The sequence below is a fragment of the Pseudomonas graminis genome, assembly GCF_001705435.1.
Taxonomy (GTDB): Bacteria; Pseudomonadota; Gammaproteobacteria; order Pseudomonadales; family Pseudomonadaceae; genus Aquipseudomonas; species Aquipseudomonas graminis_B.
This window is the reverse complement of sequence record NZ_MDEN01000057.1, coordinates 190,096-209,350: the sequence shown is the minus strand read 5'-3', so window position 1 is coordinate 209,350 and position 19,255 is coordinate 190,096. Positions and strand designations below refer to the sequence as shown.

Below are 19,255 nucleotides of genomic sequence, written 5' to 3'. Positions count from 1 at the left end.
TCGCGTGGTTGCGTCTCAGGCGCAGGAAACTTCTCGATTCTTCCACAATTTGTGTACCAAGATAAGTTTGTTTAGGAAATGTCCTACATGACCGTAGGACCTTTCTTGCCGTAATTTAAGAAGTTCTCCTATCAAATGGCCTCTCTTTAAAGCCGCACATCGTTGTGCATGAGGGAGAGGAACTGTTTAATGAAATCCGAAAGAGTATTCATGCGAGCTGCACCCTGGCCCATCGCCGTTTTCCTGGGGACTGCGCTCACGTGCGAAGGGGGATGGGCCAGCTATCTTCGCCCAGGCAGTGAGGCCACAGTCAGTTACGCCGATACACCGGAAGACTGGCGGCTGAATAATGCGCGACTCGTCGTCACCCCGGGAGGTGAAACAGGAAACATTGATGCCCGCTGGAATTCCACCGTTGATATCGACGGTGGCACAGCGACAAGCCGGGGCAGCGCCGGCGTGTTACTCGAGACAAGCCGTGCCGTCATCAACAACGCAACCATTACCGCGCAGAACATCACGTCCTCAACGTCGGAAGCCAGCTTCGGACTGCATCTGTATCGCTATGACACGGACACGGGCGTCTCAAGCGCGGTTGTCACTAACAGCATCATTTCCGGTGCCGGTCGCGGGATTAACGCATTCGACGGCGCTGAAGTTTCATTGGTGAACACAACCGTCAAAGGCAATGCTGGCGTCGACACAGTGGGGCCTATTTCCGGTGGTGTCGGTATGGTGCTGGGCGGCAGTCGCGCCACGATGTCGGGCAGCACCGTCGTAGGGGAAAACAACGGCGTGGTCATGGTATCGGGTCGAACAGGGGCGCAGTCTTCAGCCGCAAGCCTGGTTGTGGCCGATGGTTCTGCGGTCGTGGGTGAGAAGGGCAGCGCCATCCTGGTCAGTGCCGGCAACGCTCCGGCTGTCGAAACCAGGATCGATGTCGCCAACGGCTCCACCCTCAAAGGTGGCAACGGGGTGATCCTCGAGGTAGAAAACGCTGCTATCGCCACATTCAACGTCAGCGCCAGTCAACTGGAAGGTGATGTTCTGGTGCAAGAGGGGTCTACCGCCAAGCTGTCGCTGGATAGCAATGCCAGTCTCACAGGCAAGGTGACTAACGCTACGAGCCTCGCTATCGATGACTCTTCTGCGTGGATCATGCAGGGCCACTCCTCAGTCAACTCGCTCTTGCTGAACGGTGGGACCGTTGATCTGCGAGGGACGACACCCGAATTCAGCCGCTTGACACTGGGCCAACTGGAAGGCAATGGCACATTTGCCATGGGCACCGATCTGGCGGCTGGCGAGAGTGATTTCTTGGAGGTGACAGGAACTGCCGTCGGTAGTTACCAGCTTTTGGTACAGAACACCGGTGTCGATCCGGTTCAGGCCAATGATACCCAGACCCTCGTGCATGTGGCAGAAGGCGATGCACAGTTTTCTCTGCTCGGCGGCAAGGTCGACTTTGGCACCTACGCCTATCAGCTTGAGCAGAACGTGGCCGAAGGCGGCACGGACTGGTCGCTGGTGAAGACCGACGAGCTCTCCGAGTCTTCACAAGCCGTGATCGGCCTGTTCAGCGCCGCGCCAACCATTTGGTATGGCGAATCAGCGACGCTGCGCACTCGCATGGGAGAATTGCGCAACGGTACCGATCAGGGCGGCGGCTGGATTCGCAGCTACGGCAATAAATTCAACATGTCTGCGGGTGGCGGCGTGGCCTATAAGCAAGTCCAGCAGGGGGTAGCGTTCGGTGCTGACGCGCCTTTACCAAGCAACGAGGGCCAATGGCTTGTGGGGCTGATGGGCGGTTACAGCAAGTCCGACCTGGACCTTCAGCAAGGCACATCCGGTACGGTTGACAGCTATTACCTCGGCGCCTATAGCACCTGGCTTGCCGATGATGGGTTCTATGTCGATGCGCTGATCAAGGCCAACCGTTTCCAGAACCATTCCGAAGTGCGCATGAGCGATGGCGAGAAAGCAAAGGGTAATTACAACACTGCAGGCGTCGGTGCCTCGGTAGAGGTCGGCAAGCACATCAAGCTCGCAGATGACTGGTTCGTCGAGCCGTTCGCTCAAGTTTCCGGGCTGTTGGTCGGTGGAGAAAGTTACGATCTCGACAACGGCATGCGCGCCAGCAGCAACCGGGCGGATTCGTTGCTGGGCAAAGCCGGTACGCAAGTGGGCCGCACATTCACGCTGGACGATGGGGCGTTTGTTCAGCCCTATATGAAGGTGGCCGCTGCTCACGAGTTTGTGTCGCGCAATCGCGTGAGCATCAACGAAAACCGCTTCACAAACGACCTCTCTGGCTCTCGCGTCGAGTTGGGGGCCGGCGTTGCCGCGCAAATGACCGACGTGCTGCAGTTACATGCGGATGTCGACTTTATGAAGGGCCGCAACATCGAACAACCTTGGGGCGTAAGCGTAGGCGTTCGCTATAGCTGGTAACGAAGACGCAACCATTTGCTGTCATGGAAGGGGTCTTCAAAGGCCCCTTATTTCTGAGTGTTCGCTTGGCATCCGTGACGTTAGGGGGGCCTTCCTTTGATATGACCCATTGGCAGAGGGCTTTATGGCTGATCGACAGGGTATCGCTGCGCCCGGCATGAAACCTGCTTTGCAGGTGTAAGCGCCGTAGAGGCAGGTATTGAATCCATGGTCGAGTCGCATAAGCCCCTACTCGCCGACAGAGGATTGCCGTATAACGAGCAACAATCGCGTGTTTGGCAACGAAGGACCCCCAATAAAAGCTGATGAAGACTCCTAAACGCATTGAACCCCTGATCGAAGACGGTCTGGTCGACGAGGTGCTGCGCCCGCTCATGAGCGGCAAAGAGGCAGCTGTTTATGTGGTGCGCTGTGGCAAAGAGCTGCGGTGTGCCAAGGTTTACAAGGAGGCCAATAAACGTAGTTTCCGTCAGGCGGCGGAATACCAGGAGGGCCGCAAGGTCCGCAACAGCCGCCAGGCCCGCGCCATGGCCAAGGGTTCGAAGTTCGGCCGCAAGGAAACCGAAGACGCGTGGCAGAACGCTGAAGTCGCGGCGCTGTTCCGTCTGGCAGGGGCCGGCGTGCGAGTGCCCAAGCCGTACGACTTTCTCGAGGGCGTGCTGCTCATGGAGCTTATTGCCGATGAGTACGGTGATGCCGCGCCGCGTTTGAATGACGTGACGCTTGAGCCCGATCAGGCGCGCGAGTATCACGCGTTCCTGATTCAGCAAATCGTGCTGATGCTGTGTACCGGCCTGGTGCACGGTGACCTGTCCGAGTTCAATGTGCTGCTCACGCCTACCGGGCCGGTCATTATTGACTTGCCGCAAGCGGTAGATGCTGCGGGCAACAATCATGCATTCACCATGCTGGAGCGCGACGTCGGCAACATGGCGTCCTACTTCGGCCGCTTTGCGCCCGAGCTGAAAGAGACGCGCTACGCCCGTGAGATGTGGTCCCACTTCGAAGCCGGCACTTTGTCCCCTGCGACCCTGCTGACCGGGGAATTTGCAGATCCGGACGATATTGCCGACGTCGGCAGTGTGTTGCGCGAGATCGAAGCGGCGCGACTGGATGACGCAAGGCGCCAGGCCGCGCGAACGGCGGACGATGCGCCGCCGAACAAGTCCGAAGAACCGCCTCCGCCCTGGATGCAGTAGCAAGCCGCCAATGAAGCGCTGGATCAGTGTCCAGCACTTCATCTAACGATGCTCAGCCACCGCCAGGTCTGGCAGGGATTCAGTGGTAGACAGGGTCCGGATCGGGCTCGAGAGGGTTGCATCCGGCTGCTACCGTTTTGGTATACCCCACGTATGGCCTCCACGGCTCCAGATTCCACTCAGGTTTTTCCCGCGCGATGTAGAGGTGACAGGTCAATTGATTGATCATGCCCCGGTTATTCGACCAGTGTTCGCTCTGTCCGAACTTCTTGACGACTTCATAAAACATGTACGCCGTTTCAGTTGCGTCGATGTAGCGGCCGCATGCACTGGGTGTCAGTGACAGCATCCATTCGTTGAATTGATAATCGCTGCTGAAGCGATACACCCATTTTCCGCTCTGAATGTACTCACTGCAGTTCTGGGCAACAGAAGGTTTAAGGGGCTGTTTCATGGCCACCTCTGCAGCTGAGAGCTGTGTGGCGGCAGCGCCGGCCAATAACGCGGCGATTAAAAGCATCCTTGTTTTCATGGGGCGTTCCTCGCCAACTAACGTTTGAACAGCAGCTTGATGAGCACATAGGCGCTCGCTATGAAGCGTTGAATAGCATCGCGCGTAGCCGGATCGAATTGCTCGATCGTTCCAGGATCGACTTCCTTGTACTTCAAGTCGTTGACCCGCAGTATTTGCGAGTAAAAGATTTGACTATTGCCGAAGCGTTTCAAGCTCCAGTTAAACAGTACGGGCCTACCCCTGTTTGCGTTCAGCCAGGTTTGATCAATAGTGAAGTTTATATAGTTGCCGTTAAACTGTTTTATAGGACTTTCAACGGTGGTCAGCCCGATGAACCGCGCCTGCGCCGAGTAGTAATCAGTCGCAAACTGAACGCGCAGGTTGTTGTTGTCCGGGCTATTGATGGTGGGCGCGGTAATGGCACCGGAATGGCCCATGACCGTCAAGGACAAGGCCAGAGACCTATGCACTTCGTTGCTGGGCGGCCGTACCACGGTGTATTTGATGGTTGCGTTGACCCCGATGCAGTCGATGACCTCGTACATGGAAATCTTGAAGACCAGCGGAATCGCAGGATTGGTCACCGTTTGGATCTCGGAGTCTATCGTGACGCTCCTGCCCACCCAAGACACACGCACCGTATCTCCATTCAGGGCACCATAGGCAGGAATCTCCACGTAACCATCGCCTTCGTAGGCGTAATAATTGATCTGCTCTCTCCCGTTCCCTGCACTTGTCGCATTTTTGAAATGGGGTTCGACAAGGTTCATCTCATTATTCTGTTGGATGTTGACGGTCCATGGATTGGAGATAACGCCATCAACGCGAGCAGTAAAGGTATGTGTGCCTTGTGCGAGCCCCGCAGCGGGTAAGTTCCATGTGCCATCGGCCTGGAGTGTGACGGTGCCAAGAGGAACTCCATTGTCGAGAACTTGTACTGATCCTGCTGTAGGCGGAAGACGCGCCATTTTGTAAACTCCTTTTAAGTAGGGGTCGCGTGACTCCTTGTCTTGACTTCAATGTATAGATGGAGAGAGCGCGGTATGCCATGTTCTTCAAATATTGATTCGCGATAGTGTCCTGTCAGGCATATAGCGAATAACCTGCGGGCGTCGGCAGTACCGAGTTGCCTGTTGGCCGTTGTGAAAGGGAATCAGGGGAGGGTGCGCATCGCGCAGGCATCGCTAGCTGAAGTTGATTACTTTCAGCTCATCCTTGCCAGGGCGGCAAGGTCGTTCTGAGCCGTTATCAGTAATTCAAATCCGCTTTTTTCAGATACATCCCGTTGGGCCCGGACGCGATGCGGTATTTCAGAACGTCACCTGCATTGATGTGCAGGCGCGTGTTGTTCTGCGCCTCAATGCCCGGCGAGCAGCCCGGCGTCTGGCCTGGCAGTACACGCAAGCGCACAGACAGGTCGCCCGCGGGCAGGTTGAAGGAGCGAGACTCTTCCTGGTACAGGCGCCCGACGAGTTGGTCCTGCATGAAGATCCCGATTTCGCAGGACGTGGAGATCTCCAGGCGCTCGCGGGAAATGATCAGCACGCCATAGTCCTGATCGGCATGAGCCCAGGATGCGCAAGCCAACAGTCCGGCGAAACCTGCAATACGAAAGGCTGACCAGCGCATGTCTGATTCTCCTGATATGACGGTTGTAGGCGCACTCTGGCGCAGAGTGCGGATGAATGCCAGCCCGGCCGATTCACCGGAAACTTGACCTTGCCCCGACGGAAAGGTCTTAGATGGCGTCATCACACGTTCTCGATGGGAAGAGGAGTCAGCAAATGCAGGTATTCAAGGTTCAAGGCATGACCTGCGCGCATTGCGTGCGAGCCGTCACTGGCGCCATTCAGGGGCAAGACCCCACGGCGCAGGTGCAGATTGATCTCGCCACAGGTGAGGTGAAAGTCCAGAGTCAGCTTGAGGCTGAGCAGATTGTGGAATTGATCGAAGAAGAAGGTTACACCACGACGCGCACATAGCAGTGCTGGCCTCTTCCCGGCTAAAGCCAGTCCTACACAACCGTCGCGCGCATTGTAGGACCGGCTTCAGCCGGGAAGACGTCGGGCATCACACTGAAAAACCAGGAGCGCATCACTCAATAGTGATACCACTTCAGCTCAAGCATCACTTCATTAACCGGTGAGGTCAGCTGGCTGAAATCCCGCTGCGCACTGAGCCGCAGGCCGAGGTTGCGCGACAGTTCCCATTGCTGATTGAGGCTGATGTTGCGCCGTACTTCGCCGTTGGTGAAGTAATCGCCCTTGGTTTCCAGGCTGAAATTACCCAGTGGATTGCGCCACAGCACGCCGGTATTGAAACCCGCCGCCGGCGAAATAAGCGCCGAGAAATCGTTGTTGTGTTCAACCCGCACGGTGCCCAGTGCGAAGCCCAGCACGTCATCCCCCAATTTCCATGTCCCGCCCGCGCCGCCGTTGACGTGGCTCACCAGATTCTCGTCGCCGTGCTTGCCCAGCACCCGCTCAAGGCCACCTGCCACTTGCCACGACCAGGGCTGCAATAGCTCGTTGCGCGGTGTCAGCGAACGGATGGTCGCCAGATCGAGCCGCTGGACCTGCCAATGACTGTCTTCGTATTGGCGCAGCTTGAGCTGCAGGATTTCGATCTGCGCGCCGAGCGGAAAGCCATACGCGTTGTCATTCAAATCGTGATACGCCATGCGCAGGCCGTATTCGGCGAACGCCTTGTCATCCCGGGTGCCCGCACCCAGTTGCCAGGTACGCGACTCATGACCGTCTTCCGGCAGACCCGGGCGTTCAATCTCCAACGGCGGCGGCGGATTGGTGCTGATCGCACGCAGCAGGTCATAGCTGCGTTGCGCGCTCGCCGGATCACGTTCCTGGCCGTTGGCGCGATACCGCTCCAGCCTGTAGGCCGCATCCTGGATCAATGCGCGACGCTCCTTCGGCAACGCGATGTACTCGGCGCTCTGCATTTGCTTCTGGTCCGCGCTGACTTTCAAAACCCACTGCTGCTCATCGTGATTCAGCGGCTCGGCGCGGCTCAGCAGCTCGCGTTCCCTGGAAGGGCGATACTCGATCTTCTCGACCAGACCCGCTTCCTTGACCGCGCGCACGGTGTCCGTGGGAATGGCCGTCAGACGAAACTGCGGCGTCAGGTCAAGGCTAGGGCGAGCCACCTGAAGCAGCTCTAGCAACCGGTAGGAGCAGTTCTCGTCAAAAAAGAAATACCCGAAGCGAATCTGTTTGAGTTCCCACACGTGCTCGACCATGCGCCGGGTTTCTTCGGGCGTCAGGTTGAGGCGGTATTCCCACAAATCGCGGTTCTCCAAACTACGGTACTCGGAGAGTTTTTCCTGGTACGGCACCAGCGCGAACAGCCCCGGATAGCCTCCTGCCAAGCCTTTCCACGCATACAGAATGCTGTTGTCGGAGCCCTCGATGTAAGCGCCGAAATTAATCGCGTAGCTGAGCAAAGCGGTCTTGTTGGCCTGCACGTCCGCCTGATCGATGCGCAGCAGCGTGTGGCCGAACATGGACGACGGGCTGTTGAGGTAGGCCGCCGGGAAGATCAGCACGGTGCTGTCCGGGGCCACATCGGAAAACCATTTGTTGAATTCTTTGCAGTCAACCGCGGGCAAATCGGTCAGCTTCAATTCGTCGCGCAGAAAGCGCGTGCGGGAGGGGTAAACGCATTGCGGATGGGCGTTTTCCTGGCCTTGGGTGACAGGGCGGTAGATCGCCTCAAGCGTCGCGGCCAGCTCGGCTTTGGGGTCATGGGCGCCGTTCTGGGCGAGGAAGAATTTCGGGTCGTCGACATAGCTGCGCCAGCCACCCAGCTTGCCGGCTTCGTAGTGGCCGATGGAGATCCAGAATCTGGAATTGGCCAGTTGCTGCAAACGATCATTGTCGACGTGAGGCGCGGCGGACAGCGGGGCGCAGACACAGAGCATCAGCCAGGCAAGGCGTTTGAGCATAGAGTGGCAACTAGTCAGAAGTGGGCAGGGCGGAGAACCTGCCTTCCGGGGAGGAAGGCAGGCGGCACGACTTTAAGCTTGGGTTGCGTATTTAGCCAGAGTCGGATCGTTCTTCAGGATGTCGATGGTGTTGGTATGAACGTCTTCAGCAGTGGCGTCGGCCTTGGTGAAGATCTGCTGATAGTGCTCGTGGGTGACTGCGGCGAAATGCGCACGGTCTTCCGGTGCAACGCCCAACACGACCGCGTACGTGGTCAGTGCTTCGCCTTGGCCCATGGCCATGTCCTTGGAAAGCTCATCCATCATGCCGTTCATGGCAATCCAGGATTTGCCGCCGTAAGTCAGCGCGCTGTTGGTGGAGCAACCGTTGGTGCCCGAGGTCATGCCGAAGGTGGCGTTGCCCGAAGTACCGTTGGTGGTGGAAGCGAGGAAGTGAGCGGGAGTACCGCGTTGACCTTCAAACAGCATGTTGCCCCAACCGCAGTCCGGACCGCCAGGCGCTTGAGCCATGGCGTTGATGGACACAGCGGCGAAGAGAGTACCAAGAAGAATCCGTTTCATAGCTTTAGTCTCTGTTGTTTCAACCAAGGGTCGGATTCCTGGCCGTAAGGGCGCCAGGGCGAACCGGTTATTTAAATTGTTACCGGCCGCGCAAGTTGGAGTTTAGGCACGATATGAACGTTCCGTCAGCAATTGCAGATTGTTGCGTGTAATCCACCTCCGCCGGGTGTGTAGGCAGGTTCCTCATACGGAAAAGCGATCAGGTGGTTCATGCCTTGCCAGTGCGGTGCGGCGAGCGCCAGAATGCGCCCATCTGCCCCGCCTGATGTAAGGATGTCCGATGCCCGATTCTGTTGCTGCCAGCTTGCGACTTGCGCCCGAAGCGCTGACCCGTCCCTTTTCCGCTGAACAGTTCAGCTTCACGACAACCAACGATCTGGAACCCTTTCGCGGCGTGCTCGGCCAGGAACGAGCGGTCGAAGCCCTGCAATTTGGCGTCGCCATGCCGCGCCCCGGCTACAACGTGTTCGTCATGGGCGAGTCTGGCACCGGGCGCTTCTCTTTCGTCAAACGCTACCTCAAGGCCGAAGCCAAGCGCATGCAGACGCCGTCGGACTGGGTGTACGTCAACAATTTTGACGACGCCCGCGAGCCGCGCGCATTGGAATTGCCGCCCGGCAGCGCCAGTGCGTTCATTGCCGACATCAACGGACTGATCGACAACCTGCTGTCGACGTTTCCTGCGGTGTTCGAGCATCCGTCCTACCAGCAAAAGAAGAGCTCGATCGACCGCGCCTTCAACCAGCGCTATGACCGTGCACTCGACGTCATCGAGCGTCTTGCGCTGGAAAAGGACATCGCGCTGTACCGCGACAACACCAATATCGCATTCACCCCGATGCTCGAAGGCAAGGCGCTGGACGAGGCCGAGTTTTCGCAATTGCCGGAAGTCGAGCGCGAGCGTTTTCACACCGATATTTCGGCGCTGGAGGAGCGATTGAATGAAGAGCTCGCCAGCCTGCCGCAGTGGAAGCGCGAGTCCAACAACCAGATGCGTGAGCTCAATGAAGAGACCATCATCCTCGCGCTTCAGCCCCTGCTGGCACCGTTGTCCGAGCAGTACGCCGAAAACGCCGCGGTGTGCGCCTACCTCCAGGCGGTGCAGGTCAACCTGCTGAAAACCGTGGTCGAGCAACTGGTCGACGACAGCAAAACCGATGCCCAGGCACGCAAGCTGCTCGAAGAGCAATACTGCCCAAGCCTGATGGTCGGCCATGCCGCCAGCGGTGGTGCGCCGGTGGTGTTCGAACCACACCCGACTTACGACAACCTCTTCGGCCGTATCGAATACAGCACCGATCAGGGCGCGCTTTACACCACCTATCGTCAGCTACGGCCTGGAGCGTTTCACCGGGCCAACGGCGGCTTTCTGGTGCTCGAAGCCGAAAAAATGCTCAGCGAGCCATTCGTGTGGGACGCCCTCAAGCGCTCCCTGCAATCGCGCAAGCTGAAGATGGAAGCACCGTTGGGTGAGCTGGGGCGTCTGGCTACCGTGACCCTGACCCCGCAGACCATTCCGCTGCAGGTCAAAGTCATCATCATTGGCGCACGATCGCTCTATTACACGCTGCAGGACCTCGATCCGGACTTCCAGGAGATGTTCCGGGTGCTGGTGGATTTCGACGAAGACATCCCGATGGTCGACGAGAGCCTGGAGCAATTCGCCCAGCTGCTCAAAACCCGGACCTCGGAGGAGGGCATGGCGCCCCTGACGGCGGACGCGGTCGCGCGCCTTGCCACGTACAGTGCGCGTCTCGCCGAGCATCAGGGGCGCTTGTCGGCGCGCATCGGCGATCTGTTTCAACTGGTCAGCGAGGCGGACTTCATCCGCAGCGTGGCCGGTGACGAGCGCACCGACGCCGGACACATCGAGCGGGCGTTGAAGGCCAAGGCCACCCGCACCGGTCGTGTGTCCGCACGCATTCTCGACGACATGCTGGCGGGCATCATCCTGATCGACACCCATGGCGCGGCAGTCGGCAAATGCAATGGCCTGACGGTGCTGGAGGTGGGGGATTCCGCGTTCGGTGTGCCGGCGCGCATTTCAGCGACGGTCTACCCGGGTGGCAGCGGCATCGTCGACATCGAGCGTGAGGTCAACTTGGGTCAGCCGATTCACTCCAAGGGCGTAATGATCTTGACCGGTTATCTGGGCAGCCGTTATGCCCAGGAATTCCCGCTGGCCATTTCCGCGAGCATCGCGCTGGAGCAGTCATACGGCTACGTCGATGGCGACAGCGCGTCCCTCGGCGAGGTCTGCACGCTGATTTCCGCACTGTCGAAAACCCCGCTCAAGCAGTGCTTCGCCATCACCGGCTCGATCAACCAGTTCGGTGAAGTCCAGGCGGTGGGTGGCGTCAACGAGAAGATCGAAGGATTCTTCCGGCTCTGCGAAGCCCGAGGTCTTACGGGCGATCAAGGCGCCATCATTCCCCATGCCAACGTTGCCACGCTGATGCTCGACGAGCGCGTGCTGCAAGCGGTTCGCGCCGGCCAGTTCCACGTGTACGCCGTGCGTCAGGTGGATGAAGCGCTGAGCCTGTTGGTGGGCATGCCGGTCGGAGAAGCGGACGAAGACGGTCAGTTCCCCGATGATTCGGTCAATGGCAGGGTAGTGGACCGCCTTCGCGACATCGCTGAAATGCTCAGCGACGACGACCTCAAAGAGCTCGAAAAGGAGGCGCCACAATTACAGCCCGAGCTGAAAAGCTAGGCCTTTGACGTCAATGAAACGGGGCGCTTGATGGCAAAATGACCATTCGGCGCCCTTTTCGTTTTCGCGCTTTTCCAACGGGGTATTTGTTCGATATTGTCGGGTTGCAGCAGTTGTCAAAGGGACTGACGCATTTCTCTCGTTCTGCGAAAGAAATGAATACTGCAATCAATGAGGAGCTCGCCATGCCGCGCAGCCTCTGTCTGACTCGCCAATGCCTGGGTCTGGTGACCCGAATCGAATGTGTCGTTCGCCCGTTGTCAGGCGATACAGGAATGTGGACCTTGTTGTTCGCTGCCGGAATGTCTGGCGAACAGCCCTCGGCACTCAAGGCTCAGGGGCCTTTTCATGGACCGATTGCTGCCGAATCGGTGCTTGATGCCATTGCTGAAAGCCTTGTGTTGCATGGCTATGAAACGGCGGAGGAGATCCCGATCTGGGGCCTTCACCTTCAAGGGGAGCTGCGAAGGATCAACAGCGACGCTGCTCAGGCTCAGCGGACGTCTCCGGTCAACTGATCCCAGCCTCTCGACGCGTCCGCATGTGCTTTCTGCGGTCTCCAAAATGCGGATTCGTCGATCTTCTCCAACGCCCGATCGGGCGTTATTGTTTCAACTCTTTTCGCGGTGGGTTGTGCTAATTGGCCTTCGCCCTATACTCGCGAGCTTTTCAATGATCTGTGAGCTTCAATGGAACGTTTTATCGAAAATGCCATGTACGCATCGCGCTGGTTGCTGGCGCCGATCTACTTCGGTTTGTCTCTGGGGCTTCTGGCGCTGGCGCTGAAGTTTTTCCAGGAAATCTTTCACATCATCCCTAACGTGTTCGCGCTGGCCGAATCGGACCTGATTCTGGTGCTGCTGTCGTTGATCGACATGGCGCTGGTCGGTGGTCTGCTGGTCATGGTGATGATCTCCGGCTACGAAAACTTCGTGTCTCAACTCGATATCGACGAAGGCAAGGAAAAGCTCAACTGGCTGGGCAAGATGGATTCTTCGTCGCTGAAGATGAAAGTCGCCGCGTCCATCGTCGCGATTTCGTCCATTCACCTGTTGCGGGTGTTCATGGACGCCAAGAACATCGAGCCTCAATACCTGATGTGGTACGTGATCATCCACATGACATTCGTGGTCTCTGCCTTCGCGATGGGCTATCTGGACAAGCTGACCAAGCACTGATCGCCTGCGCTTCCGGCTGTAGGGTGATCGAAGCGTTACGAGCCAATATGACCAGCGGCACTGCTGGTCCCTTGCGCTCAGGCCAGTGTCAGCGAGACTTGGGGTTCGCTTATTCAGCCAGTCACCACGAGGCTTAGCCATGAACTTGCAGGAACTCACCTCACACGCCGGCGCCGGCCGCATCGACGAACTCAACCTTATCTCCATCGAAGGCGGCATCTACCTGCTGGAAGCGCGGATGCAGGGCGTCGCACATCGTCTGGTCGACGCACAGAACAAAGCGTTGCACCTGCGTTCGGTCGAGCACGCACGGCAACTCCTGCAATCTGTGCCGCCCATCCCGTTCAGTCTGGTCCACGCCGTGGTCCATGATGAGATGTGTGGCGTGGAAGACGCCCTGGACCAGAACGTCAAGATCCCCCTGTCCATCCGCTCGACCTTGTAGGTTTTTACTGGATATTGCCCTTTGTGCTAGTCTGCCCGGCCTTTAAATGTGAGCACCCACGGGTGCTCTTCAGCGGAGCAGTGTCATGTCCGAAGTCAATCTGTCCACCGACGAAACCCGCGTCAGCTACGGTATTGGTCGTCAGCTGGGCGACCAACTGCGTGACAACCCGCCGCCGGGCGTCGACCTCGACGCCATTCTGGCCGGTCTGACCGACGCCTTTGCCGGCAAACCGAGCCGCGTTGGCCAGGAAGAAATGGGTGCGAGCTTCAAAGTCATCCGCGAAATCATGCAAGCCGAAGCAGCGGCCAAAGCTGAAGCAGCCGCTGGCACCGGCAAGGAATACCTGACCGAGAACGCCAAGCGTGATGGCGTGACCACTCTGGCCTCCGGTCTGCAATATGAAGTGATCACTGCGGGCGAAGGCGCTCAGCCGACCCGCGAAAGCAACGTGCGCACTCACTACCACGGGATGCTGATCGACGGCACTGTGTTTGACAGCTCCTACGATCGTGGCGAGCCGGCTGAATTCCCGGTTGGCGGCGTGATCCCAGGCTGGACCGAAGCCCTGCAACTGATGAAGGCCGGCAGCAAATGGCGTCTGTATGTTCCTAGCGAACTGGCCTACGGCGCTCAAGGCGTTGGCAGCATTCCGCCGCACAGCGTTCTGGTCTTCGACGTTGAACTGCTCGACGTTCTGTAAGCCTCTGTAGCGACCGCTTCACGCTCGACAGATGCCGAGTCAGCCCCGCGCTGGCTCGGCATTGTCATTTTAGGTGTCGTCATCAATGCAGTTCACTGGTCGGACGCAATGCCCGCGCATAGCAGAACAGAAACAGGCTCCGCACCATCTCCTTCTGAACGCCGGGTTCGCTTGAACTCAGGCTGCTGACATCCAGATCCCCCTGATCGCGCAATTCGTCCAGCGCCTCTTCTTCCAGCACCGCACACACTTGACCCGTCTCGCGATCGAGGATGCGCAGGTAGGGTTGTGGCCGGTCAAGCCAGGCATCAATCAGATACGTCATGTGATTCTCCTTGAATGTTTCAATGAGAATAATTCTTATCTGAGGAATAGCAAGGATCTATTCGAGATTAATTCGCATTGCTGGCGGGGCAGGCCTTGAGGGCGGGCCTGAATCCCGCACAACAAAAAGCCCGTCACATGGACGGGCTTTCAGCGGAATGGAGCGGGGCAGCGGTCAGTGTGTGCGAGCGACCGCAAATTCACTCAGCTCGACGAGTGCGTCGCGATAGACGCTCGGCGGCAGCACATCCAGACAGGCAATGGCGCGAGCGATGTAGTCGCGTGCCAGCTGGGCGGTGTACTCGAGGGCGCCTGATGTTTCCACGGCGTCGCGGATGCTTTCGAGATCTTCCAGGCCGCCCTTCTGAATGGCCTGACGAACCAGCGCAGCCTGTTCAGCGGTGCCTTCGCGCATGGTGTAGATCAGCGGCAGAGTGGGCTTGCCTTCGGCGAGGTCATCACCGACGTTCTTGCCGAGGGTCTCCGCATCGCCGCGATAGTCCAGCAGGTCGTCGACGAGTTGGAAAGCGACACCCAGATGATCGCCGAAGGTACGCAGCGCTTCGCTTTGCTCCGGGCCGGCGTTGGCCAGGGCTGCGGCGCTGTGGGTCGACGCTTCGAAGAGCATTGCGGTTTTGCCGCGGATGACTTCCATGTAGGTTTCTTCGGTGGTGCTGGCGTCGCGTACTTTGGACAGCTGCAGCACTTCGCCTTCCGCGATGACCCGCGTGGCCTTCGAGAGGATCTGCATCACCTGCATCGAGCCCAGTTCAACCATCATCTCGAACGAGCGCGAATACAGGAAATCCCCCACCAGCACGCTGGGTGCGTTCCCCCACATGGCGTTGGCTGTCGAGCGGCCGCGACGCATGCCGGACATGTCTACCACGTCGTCGTGGAGCAGGGTGGCGGTGTGCAGGAATTCGATGGTCGCCGCCAAAAGGCGCAGGTCATCACCGCCAGAGCCCAGCGCTTTGCCGCACAACAGAACGAGCAACGGACGCAGGCGTTTACCGCCAGCGGAAGTGATGTAGTCGCCGATTTTGGAGACCAGCGGCACGCGCGATGTCAGCTGCTTCTTGATAATGTGGTCGACGGCTGTAAAGTCGTCCGCCACAGCGGTGTAGAAGGCTTGGGGTTGCATCAGCGAGACGTGCTCCAGAAGGGTTGCGCGGCATGCTAGGTTGCAGGCCCCACCCTGTCAAGGCGTGACATAACGCAGCTTGCAAGGCGTTGATCGCTTGCGTACAATCGCGCACCCTAACTTCCTGGGCAGCACCTGCCTTACGCAATTGCATGTCGGCCTTCCAGCCTTGTGCAGCCATGCCAGCCAATACCTCTTCCTATAAAGAGCTGGGTGAGCAGGATTATCGGAGATACACCATGTCTTATGCAGTAATCGTTACTGGCGGCAAGCAATACAAGGTCGCCCCAGGTGAATACCTGAAGATTGAAAAACTGGAAATCGCTACCGGCGAATCCGTTACTTTTGATCGCGTTCTGTTGGTTGCCAATGGCGACGACGTGAACATCGGCGCTCCAGTTGTTGCAGGCGCTACCGTTGTGGCTGAAGTGATCTCCCAAGGTCGTCACGATAAAGTCCGCATCATCAAGTTCCGTCGTCGTAAGCACCACATGAAGCGTATGGGCCACCGCCAGTGGTACACCGAGATCAAAATCACCGGTATTCAGGCTTAATTTCAGCCTAATCCTCACTAGGAGAATTGACTCATGGCACACAAAAAAGCTGGTGGTAGTACCCGTAACGGTCGCGACTCAGAAGCCAAACGCCTTGGCGTGAAGATGTATGGCGGCCAGGTTATCGTTCCGGGCAACATCATCGTGCGTCAGCGCGGCACCCAATTCCACGCTGGCTACGGCGTTGGTATGGGCAAAGATCACACCCTGTTCGCTAAAGTCGAAGGCGTGATCAAGTTCCAGGTTAAAGGCGCCTTCGGTCGTCGCTATGTAAGCATCGTGCCAAAGACTGAAGTCGCGGCATAATCTTGCGTTCAGGGGGGATGAGGGCCTGACCTTCATACCTCCTGAGCTGAAAAGCCCTGTCGATGACAGGGCTTTTTCGTTTGTAGAAGGGTCTGTTTCCGGTGAGTCTCTTGCAAAGCTGTTTGTGTGGGCCGTTGTGGTGTGAAGTCGCTGGTTTTTGATCGGTATCGCAACGCTCATCTTTGCAAGAGCCTTATGAATTTATGTTGTTTGCTCGTCTTTGTGACGGGAGGCGTGCGCTATGAAATTTGTTGATGAAGTATCCATTCGAGTAAAGGCCGGTGATGGCGGTAACGGTTGCATGAGCTTCCGTCGCGAGAAATTCATCGAGAACGGTGGTCCTAACGGTGGTGATGGCGGTGACGGCGGCTCGATCTACATGATCGCCGACGAAAACCTCAACACCCTGGTCGACTACCGCTACACCCGTCACTTCGACGCCGAGCGCGGTTCGAACGGCGGCAGCACCGACTGCACCGGTCGCAAGGGTGAAGAGCTGGTGTTGCGTGTGCCGGTCGGCACGACCGTGATCGACGCCGGCACCCAGGAAGTCATCGGCGACCTGACCAAGGCCGGCCAGCGTCTGCTGGTGGCCCATGGCGGCTGGCACGGTCTGGGCAACACGCGTTTCAAATCCAGTACCAACCGCGCGCCGCGTCAGACCACGCCCGGCAAGCCGGGTGAGCAGCGTGACCTCAAGCTTGAGCTGAAAGTGCTGGCTGACGTCGGTCTGCTCGGTTTGCCGAATGCCGGCAAGAGCACGTTCATTCGCTCGGTATCGGCTGCCAAGCCAAAGGTCGCTGATTACCCGTTCACCACGCTCGTCCCGAACCTGGGTGTCGTCAGCGTCGATCGCTGGAAGAGCTTTGTCGTCGCCGATATTCCCGGCCTGATCGAAGGTGCTTCCCATGGTGCAGGCCTGGGGATTCGCTTCCTCAAACACCTGGCCCGGACACGTCTGCTCCTGCACCTCGTTGACATGGCACCGCTGGATGAAAGCAGTGCGCCGGATGCCGCTGAAGTCATCGTCAACGAGCTGGTCAAGTTCAGCCCTGCGCTGGCCGACCGCGATCGCTGGCTGGTCCTGAACAAGTGCGACCAGATCCTCGAAGAAGAGCATGAGGCCCGCAAGCAGGAGATCATTGATCGTCTGGAGTGGACCGGCCCTGTCTACGTGATCTCGGCCATCGCCAAAGAAGGCACTGATCGCCTGACCCGCGACATCATGCGCTATCTCGAAGACCGTGCTGATCGTCTGGCCAATGACCCGGCCTACGCTGCCGAGCTGGCTGAGCTGGATCAACGCATCGAAGACGAAGCTCGCGCCCAGTTGCAGGCGCTGGATGATCAGCGTGCCTTGCGCCGTAGCGGCGTGAAGAGCGTACATGACATCGGCGATGACGATTGGGATGAGGAAGACGTGGAAGACGAAGATGGTCCGGAAATCATTTACGTCCGCGACTGATCGACTGAAGTAAACTACGACGCCGCTCTTGAAGCGGCGTTTTAGTATCTAGAATTCGGACTCTCTGGCTTAAGGTTGAAAGATCATGCGGAGCAAGGTGACAGGTGCCCAGCGTTGGGTGGTGAAGATCGGAAGTGCGCTGCTGACGGCGGACGGCAAGGGTCTGGATCGCAACGCGATGGGTGTTTGGGTCGAGCAGATGGTGGCCCTGCATGAGGCGGGTGTCGAGCTGGTCCTGGTTTCATCCGGCGCAGTAGCGGCCGGTATGAGCCGTCTGGGCTGGACTGCGCGACCGAGTGCCATGCATGAGCTTCAGGCCGCTGCAGCAATCGGTCAGATGGGTCTTGTGCAGGCGTGGGAATCCAGCTTCGCCGAGCATCAACGGCATACTGCGCAGATTCTGCTCACTCACGACGATCTGTCCGATCGCAAGCGCTACCTGAACGCCCGAAGCACGTTGCGTACTTTGGTTGAGCTGGGAGTCATCCCTGTCATTAACGAAAACGACACCGTCGTCACCGACGAGATCCGTTTCGGCGACAACGACACCTTGGCGGCTCTGGTGGCCAACCTGGTTGAAGCTGATCTGTTGGTCATCCTGACCGACCGTGACGGCATGTTCGACGCCGATCCTCGCAATAATCCCGAGGCGCAGCTCATTTATGAAGCGCGCGCTGATGATCCCGCCCTTGATGCGGTGGCTGGCGGCACCGGCGGTGCGCTGGGTCGTGGCGGCATGCAGACCAAGTTGCGTGCGGCGCGACTCGCCGCCCGTTCCGGTGCGCACACCGTGATCGTGGGTGGCCGCATAGAGCGCGTCCTGGCGCGTCTGAAGGCGGGCGAGCGATTGGGCACGTTGCTGTCCCCGGAGCGCGAAATGCTCGCGGCTCGCAAGCAATGGCTGGCCGGGCATCTGCAAACCCGTGGCACGCTGGTGCTGGACGAGGGTGCGGTAAAAGCGCTGACCCAAAGCCATAAGAGTTTGCTGCCTGTCGGTGTCAAGCTGGTGCAGGGCAGCTTTCGTCGCGGCGAAATGGTGGTCTGCGTGGCGGCTGACGGTCGTGAGATCGCCCGCGGGCTGACCAATTACAGCGCGCTCGAAGCGCAGAAGATCATCGGTCTGCCCTCTGACGCCATCGTCAAGGAGCTGGGTTACATGGCCGAGCCTGAACTCGTGCACCGTGACAACCTGATTCTGGTCTGAAGTGCATCATCAAAAGAAGGAAGCATACATGCGAGTCATGAAAGGGCTGGTAGGCGCGTTGCTGATGTTGCCGTTGCTGGCATCGACTGAAGAGATCGGCCAGGTATCAACTGTGTTCAAGATGGTCGGTCCTAACGATCGGATTGTGGTCGAAGCATTCGACGACCCCAAGGTCGACGGTGTGACGTGCTATCTGTCTCGCGCGAAAACCGGCGGGGTGAAGGGTGGTCTGGGCCTGGCTGAAGATCGTGCCGAAGCGTCCATCGCGTGCCGGCAGGTCGGTCCCATTCACTTCAAGGAGCAATTGAAGGATGGCGACGAAGTGTTCAAGGAGCGAACTTCGCTGGTGTTCAAGACGATGCAGGTCGTGCGATTCCTCGACAAGAAGCGCAATACGCTGGTGTACCTCGTTTACAGCGACAAGGTCATCGAGGGCAGTCCGCAGAATGCCGTGACCGCGATCCCGATCCTGCCATGGACACCTGCGCCGGCACCTTGAAGCTGCAGAGGCAAATCGAAGGCAATAAAAAACC

20 protein-coding genes are annotated in these 19,255 nt (G+C 58.3%); 13 read left to right on the top strand and 7 right to left on the bottom strand.

The features are described from left to right. Positions 1-189 precede the first annotated feature (189 nt). The gene (locus BBI10_RS07240; protein WP_065987692.1) at positions 190-2,454 is read left to right on the top strand and encodes an autotransporter outer membrane beta-barrel domain-containing protein; all 2,265 of its coding nucleotides are present in this window, start codon (positions 190-192) and stop codon (positions 2,452-2,454) included. A 305-nt stretch (positions 2,455-2,759) separates the two neighbouring features. Then, on the top strand, positions 2,760-3,653 hold the full coding sequence (locus BBI10_RS07235; RefSeq protein WP_065987691.1) for a PA4780 family RIO1-like protein kinase: 894 nt from the start codon (positions 2,760-2,762) through the stop codon (positions 3,651-3,653). A gap of 79 nt (positions 3,654-3,732) precedes the next feature. Here BBI10_RS07235 and BBI10_RS07230 read toward each other — a convergent pair whose 3' ends face one another. The 3 genes from BBI10_RS07230 to BBI10_RS07220 all read right to left on the bottom strand — a co-directional run bounded on the left by BBI10_RS07230 (position 3,733) and on the right by BBI10_RS07220 (position 5,796). After that, the gene (locus BBI10_RS07230) at positions 3,733-4,185 is read right to left on the bottom strand and encodes a DUF2599 domain-containing protein (RefSeq protein WP_065987690.1); all 453 of its coding nucleotides are present in this window, start codon (positions 4,183-4,185) and stop codon (positions 3,733-3,735) included. A 17-nt stretch (positions 4,186-4,202) separates the two neighbouring features. Next, complete coding sequence (locus tag BBI10_RS07225; protein ID WP_065987689.1) at positions 4,203-5,135, bottom strand: Ig-like domain-containing protein; 933 nt, start codon at positions 5,133-5,135, stop codon at positions 4,203-4,205. 280 nt (positions 5,136-5,415) lie between these two features. After that, on the bottom strand, positions 5,416-5,796 hold the full coding sequence (locus BBI10_RS07220; protein ID WP_065987688.1) for a hypothetical protein: 381 nt from the start codon (positions 5,794-5,796) through the stop codon (positions 5,416-5,418). A gap of 155 nt (positions 5,797-5,951) precedes the next feature. Here BBI10_RS07220 and BBI10_RS07215 point away from each other — a divergent pair, with 155 nt between their 5' ends. After that, complete coding sequence (locus BBI10_RS07215) at positions 5,952-6,149, top strand: heavy-metal-associated domain-containing protein (RefSeq protein WP_065987687.1); 198 nt, start codon at positions 5,952-5,954, stop codon at positions 6,147-6,149. Positions 6,150-6,265: 116 nt separating this feature from the next. Here BBI10_RS07215 and BBI10_RS07210 read toward each other — a convergent pair whose 3' ends face one another. Continuing rightward, a complete protein-coding gene (locus BBI10_RS07210) occupies positions 6,266-8,125 on the bottom strand; it encodes an Lnb N-terminal periplasmic domain-containing protein (RefSeq protein ID WP_065987686.1) in 1,860 nt (619 codons plus the stop codon). 72 nt (positions 8,126-8,197) lie between these two features. Continuing rightward, positions 8,198-8,686, bottom strand: coding sequence for a DUF3015 domain-containing protein (locus tag BBI10_RS07205; protein ID WP_065987685.1), 489 nt, complete (start codon positions 8,684-8,686; stop codon positions 8,198-8,200). Positions 8,687-8,966: 280 nt separating this feature from the next. Between BBI10_RS07205 and BBI10_RS07200 the strand changes: the two genes are divergently transcribed. The 5 genes from BBI10_RS07200 to BBI10_RS07180 all read left to right on the top strand — a co-directional run bounded on the left by BBI10_RS07200 (position 8,967) and on the right by BBI10_RS07180 (position 13,725). Next, positions 8,967-11,399, top strand: coding sequence for a Lon protease family protein (locus BBI10_RS07200; RefSeq protein ID WP_065987684.1), 2,433 nt, complete (start codon positions 8,967-8,969; stop codon positions 11,397-11,399). A gap of 185 nt (positions 11,400-11,584) precedes the next feature. After that, a complete protein-coding gene (locus tag BBI10_RS07195; RefSeq protein WP_065987707.1) occupies positions 11,585-11,917 on the top strand; it encodes a hypothetical protein in 333 nt (110 codons plus the stop codon). 171 nt (positions 11,918-12,088) lie between these two features. Next, complete coding sequence (locus BBI10_RS07190) at positions 12,089-12,577, top strand: TIGR00645 family protein (RefSeq protein ID WP_065987683.1); 489 nt, start codon at positions 12,089-12,091, stop codon at positions 12,575-12,577. Between the two features lie 139 nt (positions 12,578-12,716). Next, positions 12,717-13,022, top strand: coding sequence for a DUF6482 family protein (locus tag BBI10_RS07185; protein ID WP_065987682.1), 306 nt, complete (start codon positions 12,717-12,719; stop codon positions 13,020-13,022). An 85-nt stretch (positions 13,023-13,107) separates the two neighbouring features. Continuing rightward, positions 13,108-13,725 (top strand): FKBP-type peptidyl-prolyl cis-trans isomerase, encoded by a 618-nt coding sequence (locus tag BBI10_RS07180; RefSeq protein ID WP_065987681.1) that lies wholly within the window; start codon positions 13,108-13,110, stop codon positions 13,723-13,725. A gap of 82 nt (positions 13,726-13,807) precedes the next feature. Here BBI10_RS07180 and BBI10_RS07175 read toward each other — a convergent pair whose 3' ends face one another. Together BBI10_RS07175 and BBI10_RS07170 are read right to left on the bottom strand one after the other, a co-directional pair. Then, on the bottom strand, positions 13,808-14,050 hold the full coding sequence (locus BBI10_RS07175) for a PA4570 family protein (RefSeq protein ID WP_065987680.1): 243 nt from the start codon (positions 14,048-14,050) through the stop codon (positions 13,808-13,810). 174 nt (positions 14,051-14,224) lie between these two features. After that, complete coding sequence (locus BBI10_RS07170) at positions 14,225-15,193, bottom strand: polyprenyl synthetase family protein (RefSeq protein ID WP_065987679.1); 969 nt, start codon at positions 15,191-15,193, stop codon at positions 14,225-14,227. 239 nt (positions 15,194-15,432) lie between these two features. On the opposite strand from BBI10_RS07170, the gene rplU reads away from it, so the two are divergent. From rplU to BBI10_RS07145, 5 genes are all read left to right on the top strand, one after another. Further along, entirely contained in the window at positions 15,433-15,747 is a 315-nt protein-coding gene (gene rplU, locus BBI10_RS07165; protein ID WP_003176051.1) for a 50S ribosomal protein L21, read from the top strand. 33 nt (positions 15,748-15,780) lie between these two features. Then, positions 15,781-16,053, top strand: coding sequence for a 50S ribosomal protein L27 (gene rpmA, locus BBI10_RS07160; RefSeq protein WP_037015434.1), 273 nt, complete (start codon positions 15,781-15,783; stop codon positions 16,051-16,053). Positions 16,054-16,294: 241 nt separating this feature from the next. Further along, on the top strand, positions 16,295-17,518 hold the full coding sequence (gene cgtA / locus BBI10_RS07155) for an Obg family GTPase CgtA (RefSeq protein WP_065987678.1): 1,224 nt from the start codon (positions 16,295-16,297) through the stop codon (positions 17,516-17,518). 85 nt (positions 17,519-17,603) lie between these two features. Next, complete coding sequence (gene proB, locus BBI10_RS07150; RefSeq protein ID WP_065987677.1) at positions 17,604-18,722, top strand: glutamate 5-kinase; 1,119 nt, start codon at positions 17,604-17,606, stop codon at positions 18,720-18,722. A 28-nt stretch (positions 18,723-18,750) separates the two neighbouring features. After that, positions 18,751-19,221, top strand: a complete 471-nt coding sequence (locus BBI10_RS07145) for a CreA family protein (RefSeq protein WP_065987676.1) — start codon at positions 18,751-18,753, stop codon at positions 19,219-19,221. Positions 19,222-19,255: the final 34 nt, after the last annotated feature.